A 13,697-nucleotide genomic window follows, 5' to 3' on the forward strand; every position below is an offset into this window, starting at 1 on the left:
CATTGCGGTCAAGTACGTCCCGGGGTCTGTGCCATCTGAGAAACGCAAAGACGTATGTGAGCAGAACTAAGAGCGGACCGAGCATGATCACAACGGCCGGCGTGCGCAGGCCTGCCGGGCCAATCAAGAAATGCCCAAACCCGCGGACGAGGCAGCTGGGAGAGAGTTCACATGCGCAGAAGAGCAGGAATGCCGGGACAACGCTGAGCACGGTCAGCAACGCGAGGATGAAGCAGATCGCGCCGGAGATTCGTCCCATCTTTCCCTCACAGAAGCGCAAGGCTGGTTGCAGCGGGTTGCGATTTCAGCCGCCCGCCGATCGGCCGTGGCCGTCTCGGCAGGTTGTTCGCTGACGATGCGCCGCCGGTTGGCAGCGCCTGTGCGCGGCATGGTCAGGATTTGCGTATTCTTGTGCAGATATCGCGCAGACGAGGGACCGAGCCGGCGGTCTCGAATGGGCTACTGGCTGGGCAGTTGGCCGCACGCAACGCTGCCCTGCGCTGCCGCAGGTCGGGTGATTGCTTGGCAAGCGATATCGACTTTGCCATAACATGACGCAACGAAATCGTTGCGCGTGCGGAAGAAGCCTGGAATCCGCCTGCAGCCAAAAAAAGCGGGGGATTTCATGTCCAATGTTCGCGTTCTCGCCACCGGCCTCGAATTTCCCGAAGGGCCGGTCGTGATGCCGGACGGCTCGGTGGTGCTGGTCGAAATCCGCGGCCGGCGGCTGACCCGGGTCTGGCCCGACGGCCGCAAGGAGGTGGTCGCCGAGATCCCGGGCGGGCCCAATGGCGCAGCGCTCGGCCCCGACGGCAAGATGTATGTCTGCAACAATGGCGGATTCAGCTGGATCCCGACGCGCAACCTGATCATGCCGGGGCCGCAGCCCGATGACTATCTCGGCGGCTCGATCCAGCGCGTCGATATGCAAAGCGGCAAGGTCGAGACGGTCGTCGATAAATGCGGCGAGCATCCGTTACGGGGGCCGAACGACCTGGTGTTCGACAGGCAGGGCGGGCTCTGGTTCTCCGATCTCGGCAAGCGACGCGCCCGCGACATGGATGTCGGCGCGTTCTACTACATCAAGCCCGGCATGAAGGAGATCGTCGAGGTCGTGCACGGCGTGCTGCCGGCCAACGGCATCGGCCTGTCGCCGGACGAGAACACCGTCTATATCGCCGAAACTCCCACCGCGCGGCTGTGGGCCTACGATCTTTCCGCGCCCGGCACGCTGAAGCCGCGCGACGTGATCTATCGCGGCGAGCGCGGCAAGCCGATCGCGGGCCTCGGCGGCTACCAGATGTTCGATTCGCTGGCGGTGGAGGCTTCCGGCAATGTCTGTGTCGCCACCCTCATCTCCGGCTGCATCTCGGTGATCGCGCCCGACGGCACCCTGGTCGAGCAGGTGCCGACCGGCGACCGCGTCACCACCAACATCGCCTTCGGCGGCCCCGAACTGAAGACCGCCTACATCACGCTGTCCGGCAAGGGCGAACTGATCGCGATGGACTGGGCGCGGCCCGGCCTGCCGCTGAATTTTCTCAATAAGTAATGGTGCCGCTTGCGATAACCCTCATGGTGAGGAGCGTCGCGCTTGCGACGCGTCTCGAACCATGAGCGAATTTTGGTGGCCTCATCCTTCGAGACGCGCTTCAAGCGAAGCGCTCCTCAGGATGAGGGGAGAGAAACGGAGTACTGAATGCCCTGGCTTGAACCGATAACCCTGCGCGGCCAATATGCGCGGCTGGAGCCGCTGTCGCCGGATCATTGCGACGGGCTGACCGAGGCGGTTAAGGACGGCGAGCTGTGGAAGCTCTGGTACACCTTCGTCCCCAAGGCCGAAGACATGCGCAAGGAGATCGACCGCCGGCTTTCGCTGCAGGCGGCGGGGTCGATGCTGCCATGGACGGTGTTCGATGCCGACGGCAAGATCGCGGGCATGACGACCTATATGAACGTCGACGCGCCGAACCGGCGGGTCGAGATCGGCTCGACCTGGTACGCCAAGCGGGTGCAGCGCAGCGCGCTCAACACCCAGTGCAAATTGCTGCTGCTCACCCACGGATTCGAACAGCGCGATTGCATCGCAGTTGAATTCCGCACCCATTTCTTCAATCATCAGAGCCGGCGCGGCATCGAACGGCTGGGCGCCAAACAGGACGGCATCCTGCGCAACCACCAGATTGCCTCGAACGGCACGCTGCGCGATACCGTGGTCTACAGCATCATCGCCAGCGAATGGCCGACGGTGAAGGTGCATCTGACCTATCAACTGCATGAAAAGGCGCGGTAGCGTACCGCCGGAGCCAAGATGACCGATACATTCGACTACGTGATCATAGGCGCGGGCTCGGCCGGCTCGGTGCTCGCCAATCGGCTGAGCGAGGATGCCGGCACCAGCCTCTGCGTGCTCGAGGCAGGCCCCAGCGACTGGCATCCGTATATTCACTTGCCGGCTGGCTTCATCAAGACCTTCCATATGAAGAGCATCAACTGGGCCTACCAGCAGGAACCCGGGCCGTGGACCGGCGGCCGCAGCATCTACGCGCCGCGCGGCAAGACCCTCGGCGGCTCCTCCTCGATCAACGGCCACATCTACAACCGCGGCCAGCGCCAGGATTTCGATACCTGGGCTCAACTCGGCAATCGCGGCTGGGGCTATCCGGACGTGCTGCCTTACTTCAAGCGGCTGGAGCGGCGGGTCGGCGAGGGCGACGATACCTATCGCGGGCGCGACGGCGCGCTCACCGTCACCACCATGGACTGGCGCGATCCGCTCTGCGAGGCGTTCATGGCCGGCGCGATGAGCCTCGGCATTCCCAGAAATCCCGATTACAACGGCGCGATCCAGGAGGGCGTCTCCTACGCCCAGCGCACCATCCAGAACGGCCTGCGCGTCAGCGCGGCGACCGCGTTCCTGCACCCGGCGCGGAAACGGCCGAACGTCCACGTGCGGACGCACGCGCACGCCACCAACATCATCTTCGAGGGCAAGCGCGCGGTCGGCGTGCGCTACCTCAAGGGCGGCAGCAACGGCACCCCGGTCGAAGTGCGCGCCAACAAGGAAGTCATCCTCGCCGGCGGCACCTATAATTCGCCGCAACTGCTGCAGTTGTCCGGCGTCGGTTCGCCGGAACTCCTGGGCTCGCTCGGCATCGAGGTGCGCCACGCGCTGCCCGGTGTCGGCGAGGGATTGCAGGATCATTACGCGCCGCGTTCGGTCGCCCGCGTCAAGAACATCAAGACCATCAACGAGCTGAGAAGGGGCCTGAGCCTGTGGGTGGAGGCGCTGAAATGGGCGACCACGCGGCGCGGCCTGCTGTCGCTGTCGCCGACCATGGTCTACTGCTTCTGGCACTCCGGCGAGAGCACCGAGAGCTCCGACCTGCAACTGACCTTCACGCCCGCGAGCTACAAGGAGGGCGTGCAGGGCCAGCTCGAGGACGAGCCCGGCATGACGGTGGCCTCCTGGCAGCAGCGGCCGGAAAGCCGCGGCTATGTTCGCGCCCGTTCGGCCGATCCTTTTCAGCCGCCGATCATCCAGACCAATTACCTGGTCGAGGAACTCGACCGCCGCACCGTGGTTGCCGGCATGAAGCTGGCGCGGCGGCTGCTGTCGTCGGCGCCGCTGGCGCCGTACTTCGCCTACGAAGATTTCCCGGGACCCAACGTGCAGTCCGACGATGAGTTTCTGGCGGCGGCCACGGAGCGCGGCACCACCACGTTCCACCCCGGCTGCACCTGCCGGATGGGACCTGCCGACGCCAAATGGGCAGTGGTCGACGATCAGCTGCGCGTGCACGGGCTGCAGGGCCTGCGCGTGGTCGACGCCTCGATCATGCCGCGGATGATCTCGGCCAACCTCAACGCCTCGACCCTGATGATCGCCGACAAGGCCTCGGACATGATCCGCGGCAAGGCCGCGCCGGAAGCGGCGGTCGTCTAGTCAGCCGGCAGCTGGTTTACCGTCATTGCGAGCGAAGCGAAGCAATCCATAGCCGCGATGAAAGTGTGAATTGCTTCGTCGCATTGCTCCTCGCAATGACGGGGCTTAGAGCTCCCGCCTAAACCTCGCGCCGGCTCAAGAACGCCAGCCGCTCGAACAGATGCACGTCCTGCTCGTTCTTCAACAGCGCGCCGTGCAGCGGCGGGATCAGCTTGCGCGGGTCGCGTTCCCTGAGCATTTCCGGCGTCATGTCCTCGTTGAGCAGCAGCTTGAGCCAGTCCAACAGCTCCGAGGTCGACGGCTTCTTCTTCAGCCCGGGCACCTCGCGCACCTCGAAGAAGATCCGCAACGCTTCTTCAACCAGGCGCTTCTTGATGCCGGGGAAATGCACGTCGACGATCCGCTCCATGGTGTCGGCATCGGGGAACTTGATGTAGTGGAAGAAGCAGCGACGCAGGAACGCGTCGGGCAATTCCTTCTCGTTGTTCGAGGTGATCATCACGATCGGGCGTAGTGACGCCTTGATGTTCTCGCCGGTCTCGTAGACGAAGAATTCCATGCGATCGAGTTCGAGCAGGAGATCGTTGGGGAATTCGATGTCGGCCTTGTCGATTTCGTCGATCAGGAGCACCGGACGCTTCTCGTGGGTGAAGGCTTCCCACAATTTGCCGCGCTTGATGTAATTGCTGATGTCGGAAACTTTGGAGTCGCCGAGCTGGCTGTCGCGCAGGCGCGACACCGCGTCGTATTCATAGAGGCCCTGCTGCGCCTTGGTGGTCGACTTGATGTGCCAGGTCAGGAGCGGGGCGCCGAGCGCCTTGGCGACTTCCTCGGCCAGCACGGTCTTGCCGGTGCCGGGCTCGCCCTTCACCAGCAGCGGGCGCTCGAGCACGATCGAGGCGTTGACCGCGACCTTGAGGTCATCGGTGGCGACGTAGTCCTTGGTACCGGTAAATTTCATCGAACACTTGCCTTGTTGTTTGTTCTTGAGCGCACCAGCGCGCCACGGTCTGAACGGATAACGACCGCCGGTCCGGCGGTCGTCATCGGGGTGAGGGGATGTGTCAGGCGCGTCTGACCAGCGACAGGATGACGAGCACGATCACCGCGCCGATGGTGGCGTTGACGATATCGCGAAACGCGCTGCCGCCGAGGCTGACGCCGAGTTGCGGCAATATCCAGCTTGCGACGAACGCGCCGATGATGCCGATCACGATGTTGCCGATCAGCCCGAAGCCGGCGCCGCGCACGATCAGGCCGGCGAGCCAGCCGGCGATCGCGCCGATCACGAGTACCGCCAAAATGGTCATTTATGATGCCCCGTTGAAAGCCCTGTTGATGTAATTCTAGTTGAAAAACCCGGCAGGTCCAGACCTCTTCCATGCACGGAAGCCCCTTGACGTCCACGGTCCGGCGGGCAATCTGTGGCCCATGTTTTTGCAGTTCTTCACATCGCTGCGCGATGCCCAGGTTCCGGTGACCTTGCGTGAATATCTGACGCTGATGGAGGCGCTCGACGCCGACCTCGCCGGTCAGACGGTGGAGAATTTCTACTATCTGTCGCGCGCCGCGCTGGTGAAGGACGAGCGCAATCTCGACAAGTTCGACCGCGTGTTCGGCACCGTGTTCAAGGGGCTGGAAAGCCTGCTCGACGCCATGGAGAAGGCGGACATTCCCGCCGAATGGCTGAAGAAGCTGGCGGAAAAATACCTCACCGAGGAAGAGAAGAAGCAGATCGAGGCGATGGGCTGGGACAAGCTCATGGAGACGTTGCGCCAGCGCCTCAAGGAGCAGCAGGGCCGGCACCAGGGCGGCAACAAGTGGATCGGCACCGCCGGGACCTCGCCGTTCGGCGCCCATGGCTACAATCCGGAAGGCGTGCGGATCGGCCAGGAAAAGAACCGCAACAACCGCGCGGTCAAGGTGTGGGACAAGCGCGAATTCAGGGATCTCGACGGCAACGTCGAACTCGGCATCCGCAACATCAAGATCGCGCTGCGGCGGTTGCGTAAATTCGCCCGCACCGGCGCGCCCGACGAACTCGACCTCGACACCACCATCAAGGAGACCGCCAACCACGGCTATCTCGACGTCCACATGCGCCCCGAACGGCGCAACGCGGTCAAGGTGCTGGTATTCTTCGACATCGGCGGGTCGATGGATTCGCATATCGAGCAGGTCGAGGAGCTGTTCTCGGCGGCGAAGAGCGAATTCAAGCACATGGAATATTTCTACTTCCACAACTGCCTCTATGAAGGCGTCTGGAAGCAGAACAAGCGGCGGTTCACCGACCGCACCCCGACCTGGGACGTGCTGCATAAATATCCGCACGACTACAAGGTGGTGTTCGTCGGCGACGCCTCGATGTCGCCTTACGAGATCATGGTCCCCGGCGGCTCGGTCGAGCATGTCAACGAAGAGGCCGGATCGGTCTGGCTCGATCGCATCACCCGCACCTATCCGCACGCGGTGTGGCTCAATCCGGTGGCGCAGAAGCACTGGGACTATTCGGAATCCACCACCATCATCCGCCGGCTGTTTTCGGAGCGCATGTTCCCGATCACGATCGAGGGCCTCGAAGGCGCGATGAAGGAACTGGTGCGCTAGACGCCAGCATCGTCATTCCGGACAGCTCCGGAATCTCGATGCAATTTGGAAATGAACCGATCGGGATTCCGGGTTCGCCCGTTGCGGGCGCCCCGGAATGACGGAATTGAGAGAGGGACCATCAATGCCCCAGGACATCCACACCGGCATCAAGGCGCTGATCGACGAGGCCAATGCCGAGATCGAGACCCTGAGTGCCGCGGAGGCGATCCAGGCCGCGCAGGACGACGGCGTCGTGATCGTCGATATCCGCGACCCCCGCGAGATCGAGCGCGACGGCCGGATCCCGGGCGCATTCTCCTGCACCCGCGGCATGCTGGAATTCTGGATCGATCCGGCGAGCCCCTATGCCAAGGCGATCTTCCAGGAAGACAAGAAGTTCATCTTCCATTGCGCCGGCGGCCTGCGTTCGGCGTTGGCGGCCAAGACCGCGCAGGACATGGGACTGAAGCCGGTCGCGCATGTCGCCGGCGGTTTCGCCGCCTGGCGCGACGCCGGCGGCCCGGTCGAGAAGTACGAGCCGAAGAAGCCAAAGGGCTAAAAGGTCGTCACCCGCGGGCTTGACCCGCGGGTCCATCTTCTTCGAGTGATGGATTGCCGGGTCAAGCCCGGCAATGACGCTCATAAGGATGCCGGGAAACACATGACATCGCCACACGATCCGCTCGTCTCCACCGACTGGCTCGCCGCGCATCTCGGGGATCCCAAGGTCAGGGTCATCGACGCGTCGTTCAAGATGCCGGGCGTCGTGCCGCTGCCGATCGACGATTACCTCGCCTCGCATATCCCGGGCGCCGCGTTTTTCGACGTGGACGCGGTGTCGGATCATTCGAATCCGCTGCCGCACATGTTTCCGGACGCCGACCAGTTCGGCCGCGATGTCGGAGCGCTCGGGATCGGCAATGACGACACGGTCGTGGTCTACGACGCAGGCGGCTGGGTTGCGGCCCCGCGCGCGTGGTGGATGTTGCTCTCCTTCGGCCATCGCAAGGTCCGCGTGCTCGATGGCGGTCTGAAGAAATGGGCCGCGGAAGGCCGCAAGGTCGAGAGCGGCCCGGTGACACCGAAGCCTTCGACCTTCAAGGCGTCATTCGATGCGCGGCGCGTGCGCAGCATGCAGCAGCTGGTCGCCAATCTTTCGAGCCGGGCCGAGCAGGTGATCGATGCCCGCGCCAATGAGCGCTATCAGGGCAAGGTCGCCGAGCCGCGGCCAGGCCTGCGCTCGGGCCATATCCCCGGCAGCCTCAGCCTGCCCTACAACAACCTGTTCAATGCGGCGACTGGCGAGATGAAATCGCTGGACGAGTTGCGTTCCGTGTTTCTCGGGGCCGGCGTCAAGCTCGATGCGCCGATCGTGACGAGCTGCGGCTCCGGCGTCAGCGCTGCGGTGCTGACGCTCGCGCTTTACCGCCTCGGCGTCGAGAACCCGGCGCTCTATGACGGCTCGTGGACGGAATGGGGTGCTGCGGACGGCCCGCCGGTCGCCACCGGTCCGGCATAATCAAGGAGCCTCAGCGGCTGCGAATATTCGTTGCGGGCTGCGCGAACGGATCGGCGGCCTGCTGTTGAGCCGCGAGCTGTCGCGCCAGCCGCGCGCGCTGCGCGGCCCGGCGGCGCTGGGCCGCCCGCCGCGCCTGCTGCCTTTTCTTGACGACGCTGGAGTCCGGCTTGGCGCTGGCGGCCTTCGCCTCGGCCTCGATGGCGACGGGCGGATCGCCCAACGTGGCGATTTTCGTCGCGGCGACATCGGTTTCCGCCGCGGCTGCCCGTTCAGGTGCCGGAGTTTCATCGGTTGGCGGCAAGGCCCGCGCTAGGGCTGCGATCCTGGTCTCGTCGGCGGAGGCGGGCGCTTCGGCCGGCGCGGATGCGCCTTGCGCCGGGGGTTCCGCCGCCGGGATTTCCGGCTTCGCCGCCTGCGGCGGACTGGAATTCTGCGGGTTCAGCGCGGCGACCTTCTCAGGCTCAGTGGCGACGGCGGCAATCGCCGGAGGCTCGGCCGGTCCTGCCACCGTAGCGCCGTCCGATGGCTTCTGCTCGAACGGGTCCGGCTCGAGGCGCAGCATCGCCAGTACCGGGACGGGCGCCTCGTCCTGCTGGGCAAACCTTGGTTCGGGCACGCGCCATGAGGGGTTGGCGGCAAATTCCTCGTGGGCGGTGCGGAGCAGGGCCGCGGCTCCGAGCCCGAACACCAGTATCGACATCGTCAGCACGATCGCGGCGAACAGAAAACGAAAGCCGGGGAGCATGGAAGCAATCCGCCTTCGCAGGGGTCTGGAAGGCTCTTGAGCCAGCGGGAACGCGGTGACCACAGCTATGGCCGGGTTCGCGGCGCAAAATACCGCCAACACGCAGCGAATCAGGCTGATATGAGGATATCGCAACCGCCCCGTTCACGTTTGTTACAAATCAGCGACCCGGGCACCGCCGGATGGCGTTTTCCGCGGGGGTGAGGCATCGTTGCCACGACGCTCGCGGCTCATCACAAAATGCCGGAATCGGGCCTGATTTCGCGGATTTGTCTTGAATGCGCCGCTATCTTCGGCCATCTGCCGTTAACGGTCCGGTGTCGGCTTGGGGACTATACAAGAACGATGATGATCAAACGCACTCTGACGATTTGTGCTGCCTTGGCGGCGGGCGCAGCGGGAACCTCGCTCGGATCCTCGCTTGCCTTGGCGCAGGGCTATTCGCAGACCCCCGGCCAGGTCTATTCGGCGTCGCCGGCACCCTATCCGCCCGGCGGTTATGTGGTCGATGAGCGCCGCCTCCCGGGCGCGCCGGATTTCGACGCGCTGGAGGACGATGATGGGCCGAACGCGCAGGGTTCGACGGCGCTCTTGCCCCCCGGTCCGGTGCTTTCGCCCGCCGATCCGCGCTATGGCCGCCCCGATCCTGCCCGGCCGCTTTATTCCGACCGTGGCGCGCCCACCGGCCCGGTCCTGTCGCCTGACGATCCGCGCTACGGCCGGCCGGCCGGACCGCCGCCGGTGATCTATTCGGACCGCCCCGCCGGTCCGCCGCAGCAGACTTATTCGGACCGCGGTAACGACACGCTGCGCCCGCCCGAAGCGGTCGGCGCCCCGGCCGGCGTCACCGGAGCGGTACAGCCTCAGCAGAGCCAGGGGGCCGACGGCAAGCCGCTGGTGCTGTCCGCGCTGCCGCCGGAAGAACAGCCTGAAGTCGCGCCCGCGCAATTGCCGCCGAACCTGCGCCGCCAGGAAGTCCATTTCGTCACCAAGGAGCCGCCGGGCACGCTGGTCGTCGACACCCCGAACACCTACCTCTACTACGTGCTGGGTGGCGGCCGCGCGGTCCGCTACGGCGTCCGCGTCGGCCGCGACGGCTTTACCTGGACCGGCGTGCAGAAAATCACCCGCAAGGCCGAGTGGCCGGACTGGCATCCGCCGACCGAGATGATCGAGCGCCAGCCTTATCTGCCGCGCTTCATGGCGGGCGGACCGGGCAATCCGCTCGGTGCGCGCGCGATGTATCTCGGCTCCACCGTCTATCGCATCCACGGCACCAACCAGCCCTCGACGATCGGCAAGTTCGTCTCCTCGGGCTGCATCGGCATGCTGAACGAGGACGTCTCCGACCTGTTCGAGCGCGTCAAGGTCGGCACCCGCGTGGTGGTGCTCCCGGGCGGCCCGCCGCCGGGAACCGCAACCGCCTCGGCGCAGCCGGCGCCCGCGCCGGGCTCGGCGCAAGCGTCGAACGCTCCCGTTCCAGGCATGGCGCCCACCGTGGTGCCGCCGCTGCCGGCGCCGGTGACGGTGCGGTAAAGTCAGGGATCGAAAACCGCTATCAAGAAAGGCCCGCCGAAGCGGGCCTTTTTCATTTCGTCCTCGCAACCCGTTTCTCGCCGTGACGGCAAGGGCTCATCACCGGATGGCTACGCCAGCCGTCGCACCGGCTCGCCCTTGAACCAGGCGTCGATGCCCTCGACCATCTGGCTGTAATGGGCGCGAAAGGTCTCCTCGGTGACGTAGCCGAGATGCGGCGTCAGCACGAGGTTGTCGAGCTTGCGGAAGGGGTGGTCGACCGGCAGCGGCTCGACCGAAAACACGTCGATCGCGGCACCCGCGATCTTTTTCTGCTGCAGGGTTTGCAGCAATGCGGCCTCGTCGATGATCGGCCCGCGCGCGGTGTTGACGATGAAGGCGGTCGGCTTCATACGCGCCAGATCGGCCGATCCCACCAGCCCGCGCGAGCGCTGGCTCAGCACCACATGGATGGTGACGATGTCGGCGCTGGCGAACAATTCCTCCTTGCTGGCGTAGCCGACGCCGACTTCCTTGCATCGCTCCGGCGTCAGGTTCGGGCTCCAGGCGATCACGTTCATGCCGAACGCCTGTGCGAGTTTCGACACCTTGGCCCCTAATTTGCCGAGGCCGACGACGCCGAGCGTCTTGCCCTCGATCTCGAGGCCGACGAATTTCTGCAAGGGTTCGCCGGCGTGCATGCGGGCGTTCTCGCGGCCGATTTTGCGGGTCAATTCCAGGATCAGCCCCATGGTCAGGGGGGCGGTGGGGTCGCGGCCCCATTGCGTCCCGCACAGCACCACATTGTGGTCCTTGGCGGCCTCCAGATCGAGCGCGGCATTTCGCATGCCCGAGGTGATCATGAGTTTCAGCTTGGGCAGGCTCGCGAACAGGGCCCGCGGAAACGGCGTGCGTTCGCGCATCGCGCAGATGATCTCGAAATCCTTCAGCGCGGCGGCGGCGGCCTCCTGCGAGGCGAAGGGCTGGTTGAATACGGTGACGTCGACGCGATCTGTGACCTTCGACCAGTCCGCGATATCAAGGGCCAGATTGAGATAGTCGTCGAGAATTGCACAGCGCAGCCGCGTCATGGGAGGTCCGTTCATGGCGATGATGACGGGGCGGAAACGCGCCGTCCGGGAGCTGCCATGGTCGCGCGCAATCTTTCAGCGTGCAAGCGCCGGCGGCCGCAAAAGCGCCCGCAGCCGCAAGAGCGCTCGCAGCCCGATCGGCGCCGCCGTGTCAGCGGTCGGGGATGGTCAGCTGGAGTGGCGGTTCGACGAGGCCTTCTGCTTGGCGCGGCAGGCCGGGCCGGGGCCACGCATATAATGCAGTTCCGGCCGGTAGGGGTTGAAGGCCCGGGCGAAGAACTGGCGCCAGAAGTCACGGATTTCGGCGAGAGCGCTTGCCTGCTCGTGGCGGCTGGCTGCCGGGGAGGACAGGGAGGCTGAGTTGCTGGTTGCCATGACGCGGGCCCCGCCGTTTTTCGTGCGCGGCTTTTGCCGCGAGAGAGCCCCTTTTGGGGCGCCGAAAACCAGTTTTCGCCCGATTTGTTAAAAGAAGGTTTCAATTGTCCGGATCAGGCGCCCCATGGTGTCGATCCCGTAATGATCCATGGTGAACGGATGGAAAAGGCCGGGCGCGCGGTTGCCCTTTGCGGGCTGCGCCGCTACATCAGCGGCAGCAAATTTCCGACAAATGCAACGGTTTCCAAGGGATCACGATGGCCCGCCAGTTCGTCTATTTCATGCAGGGTCTGTCGAAGACCTACCCCACCCGCAAGGTGCTCGATAACGTCCATCTGTCATTTTATCCCGACGCCAAGATCGGCGTGCTCGGCGTCAACGGCTCCGGCAAGTCGACGCTGCTGCGGATCATGGCCGGCATCGACAAGGAATATACCGGCGAGGCCTGGGTCGCCGAGGGCGCGCGGGTCGGCTACCTCGAACAGGAACCGCAGCTCGATCCCGCCAAATCGGTGCGCGAAAACGTCATGATGGGCGTCGCCAAGCAGAAGGCGATCCTCGATCGCTACAACGAACTGGCGATGAATTATTCCGACGAGACCGCCGATGAGATGACCAAGCTGCAGGACCAGATCGAGGCCGCGGGTCTCTGGGATCTCGACAGCAAGGTCGATCAGGCGATGGACGCGCTGCGCTGCCCGCCCGACGATGCCGACGTTTCGAAACTCTCCGGCGGCGAGCGCCGCCGCGTCGCGCTGTGCAAGCTGCTGCTCGACCAGCCCGACCTGCTGCTCTTGGACGAGCCGACCAACCATCTCGACGCCGAGTCGGTATCATGGCTGGAAGGCCATCTGCGCAACTATCCCGGCGCGATCCTGATCGTGACCCATGACCGCTACTTCCTCGACAACGTCACGTCATGGATTCTCGAGCTCGATCGCGGCAAGGGCATTCCCTACGAGGGCAACTACACCGCCTGGCTGTCGCAGAAACAAAAACGGCTCGCGCAGGAAGGCCGCGAGGACGCCGCGCATCAGCGCACGCTGGAGCGCGAAAAGGAATGGATCGCGGCCTCGCCCAAGGCCCGCCAGGCCAAGTCCAAGGCGCGCTACCAGCGCTACGAGGAACTCCTGAAGCAGGCCAGCGAGAAGCAGACCCAGACCGCGCAGATCACCATCCCCGTGGCCGAGCGGCTCGGCCAGAACGTGATCGATTTCGACGGGCTGACCAAGGGCTTCGGCGACCGCCTCCTGATCGACAACCTCACCTTCAAGCTGCCGCCGGGCGGCATCGTCGGCGTGATCGGCCCCAACGGCGCCGGCAAGACCACGCTGTTCCGGATGATCACCGGGCAGGAAAAGCCGGACAAGGGCACCATCACGATCGGCGAGAGCGTGCACCTCGGCTATGTCGACCAGTCGCGCGACAGTCTCGACGGCAAGAAGAGCGTGTGGGAGGAGATTTCCGGCGGCAACGAGCTGATCCTGCTCGGCAAGCGCGAAGTCAATTCGCGCGGCTATTGCTCGTCGTTCAACTTCAAGGGCGCCGACCAGCAGAAGAAGGTGGGTTCCCTGTCGGGCGGCGAGCGCAACCGCGTGCATCTGGCCAAGATGCTGAAGTCCGGCGCCAACGTGCTGCTGCTCGACGAACCGACCAACGATCTCGACGTCGACACGCTGCGCGCGCTGGAGGAGGCGCTGGAGGATTTCGCCGGCTGCGCCGTGATCATCAGCCATGACCGCTGGTTCCTCGACCGTATCGCCACCCACATGCTCGCCTTCGAGGGCGACAGCCATGTCGAATGGTTCGAGGGCAACTTCCAGGACTACGAAAAGGACAAGATGCGCCGGCTGGGGCAGGACTCCGTCATCCCACATCGGCTGAAGTACAAGAAGCTGACGCGGTGAGCTGGCGTTT

The 13,697-nt window shown here is 64.7% G+C and carries 13 protein-coding genes; 8 read left to right on the forward strand and 5 right to left on the reverse strand.

Annotated elements, in window-relative coordinates; translation table 11 throughout:
* Window positions 1-625 precede the first annotated feature (625 nt).
* The 3 genes from KMZ68_RS06725 (at window position 626) to KMZ68_RS06735 (ending at window position 3,946) form a co-directional block, all read left to right on the forward strand.
* Window positions 626-1,552, forward strand: coding sequence for an SMP-30/gluconolactonase/LRE family protein (locus KMZ68_RS06725; protein ID WP_215615049.1), 927 nt, complete (start codon window positions 626-628; stop codon window positions 1,550-1,552).
* Between the two features lie 147 nt (window positions 1,553-1,699).
* Window positions 1,700-2,293, forward strand: coding sequence for a GNAT family N-acetyltransferase (locus tag KMZ68_RS06730; protein WP_215615050.1), 594 nt, complete (start codon window positions 1,700-1,702; stop codon window positions 2,291-2,293).
* An 18-nt stretch (window positions 2,294-2,311) separates the two neighbouring features.
* The gene (locus KMZ68_RS06735; RefSeq protein ID WP_215615051.1) at window positions 2,312-3,946 is read left to right on the forward strand and encodes a GMC family oxidoreductase; all 1,635 of its coding nucleotides are present in this window, start codon (window positions 2,312-2,314) and stop codon (window positions 3,944-3,946) included.
* 118 nt (window positions 3,947-4,064) lie between these two features.
* Here the strand turns inward: KMZ68_RS06735 and KMZ68_RS06740 are convergent, their stop codons facing one another.
* Both KMZ68_RS06740 and KMZ68_RS06745 read right to left on the reverse strand, forming a co-directional pair.
* Window positions 4,065-4,907 (reverse strand): AAA family ATPase, encoded by an 843-nt coding sequence (locus tag KMZ68_RS06740; protein ID WP_215605299.1) that lies wholly within the window; start codon window positions 4,905-4,907, stop codon window positions 4,065-4,067.
* A gap of 103 nt (window positions 4,908-5,010) precedes the next feature.
* On the reverse strand, window positions 5,011-5,256 hold the full coding sequence (locus KMZ68_RS06745; protein WP_215605300.1) for a GlsB/YeaQ/YmgE family stress response membrane protein: 246 nt from the start codon (window positions 5,254-5,256) through the stop codon (window positions 5,011-5,013).
* 121 nt (window positions 5,257-5,377) lie between these two features.
* Between KMZ68_RS06745 and KMZ68_RS06750 the strand changes: the two genes are divergently transcribed.
* The 3 genes from KMZ68_RS06750 to sseA all read left to right on the forward strand — a co-directional run bounded on the left by KMZ68_RS06750 (window position 5,378) and on the right by sseA (window position 8,054).
* Complete coding sequence (locus KMZ68_RS06750) at window positions 5,378-6,553, forward strand: vWA domain-containing protein (protein ID WP_215615052.1); 1,176 nt, start codon at window positions 5,378-5,380, stop codon at window positions 6,551-6,553.
* A gap of 124 nt (window positions 6,554-6,677) precedes the next feature.
* A complete protein-coding gene (locus KMZ68_RS06755; protein WP_215615053.1) occupies window positions 6,678-7,094 on the forward strand; it encodes a rhodanese-like domain-containing protein in 417 nt (138 codons plus the stop codon).
* Between the two features lie 102 nt (window positions 7,095-7,196).
* Window positions 7,197-8,054: a 3-mercaptopyruvate sulfurtransferase gene (sseA, locus tag KMZ68_RS06760; protein WP_215615054.1), complete on the forward strand. Its 858-nt coding sequence runs from the start codon at window positions 7,197-7,199 to the stop codon at window positions 8,052-8,054.
* A gap of 10 nt (window positions 8,055-8,064) precedes the next feature.
* Here the strand turns inward: sseA and KMZ68_RS06765 are convergent, their stop codons facing one another.
* Window positions 8,065-8,799 (reverse strand): hypothetical protein, encoded by a 735-nt coding sequence (locus tag KMZ68_RS06765; protein WP_215615055.1) that lies wholly within the window; start codon window positions 8,797-8,799, stop codon window positions 8,065-8,067.
* 345 nt (window positions 8,800-9,144) lie between these two features.
* On the opposite strand from KMZ68_RS06765, the gene KMZ68_RS06770 reads away from it, so the two are divergent.
* Window positions 9,145-10,335, forward strand: coding sequence for a L,D-transpeptidase family protein (locus KMZ68_RS06770; RefSeq protein ID WP_215615056.1), 1,191 nt, complete (start codon window positions 9,145-9,147; stop codon window positions 10,333-10,335).
* 110 nt (window positions 10,336-10,445) lie between these two features.
* Here the strand turns inward: KMZ68_RS06770 and KMZ68_RS06775 are convergent, their stop codons facing one another.
* Together KMZ68_RS06775 and KMZ68_RS06780 are read right to left on the reverse strand one after the other, a co-directional pair.
* Window positions 10,446-11,405, reverse strand: coding sequence for a D-2-hydroxyacid dehydrogenase family protein (locus KMZ68_RS06775; RefSeq protein WP_215616227.1), 960 nt, complete (start codon window positions 11,403-11,405; stop codon window positions 10,446-10,448).
* A 168-nt stretch (window positions 11,406-11,573) separates the two neighbouring features.
* Complete coding sequence (locus KMZ68_RS06780; protein WP_215615057.1) at window positions 11,574-11,780, reverse strand: hypothetical protein; 207 nt, start codon at window positions 11,778-11,780, stop codon at window positions 11,574-11,576.
* A gap of 257 nt (window positions 11,781-12,037) precedes the next feature.
* Between KMZ68_RS06780 and ettA the strand changes: the two genes are divergently transcribed.
* Window positions 12,038-13,687 carry an energy-dependent translational throttle protein EttA gene (gene ettA, locus KMZ68_RS06785; RefSeq protein ID WP_215615058.1) on the forward strand — a complete coding sequence of 550 codons (1,650 nt, stop codon included), beginning with the start codon at window positions 12,038-12,040 and terminating at the stop codon, window positions 13,685-13,687.
* The last annotated feature ends 10 nt before the right edge of the window (window positions 13,688-13,697 follow it).

Origin of the sequence: Bradyrhizobium sediminis (assembly GCF_018736105.1) — a bacterium.
GTDB lineage: Bacteria > Pseudomonadota > Alphaproteobacteria > Rhizobiales > Xanthobacteraceae > Bradyrhizobium.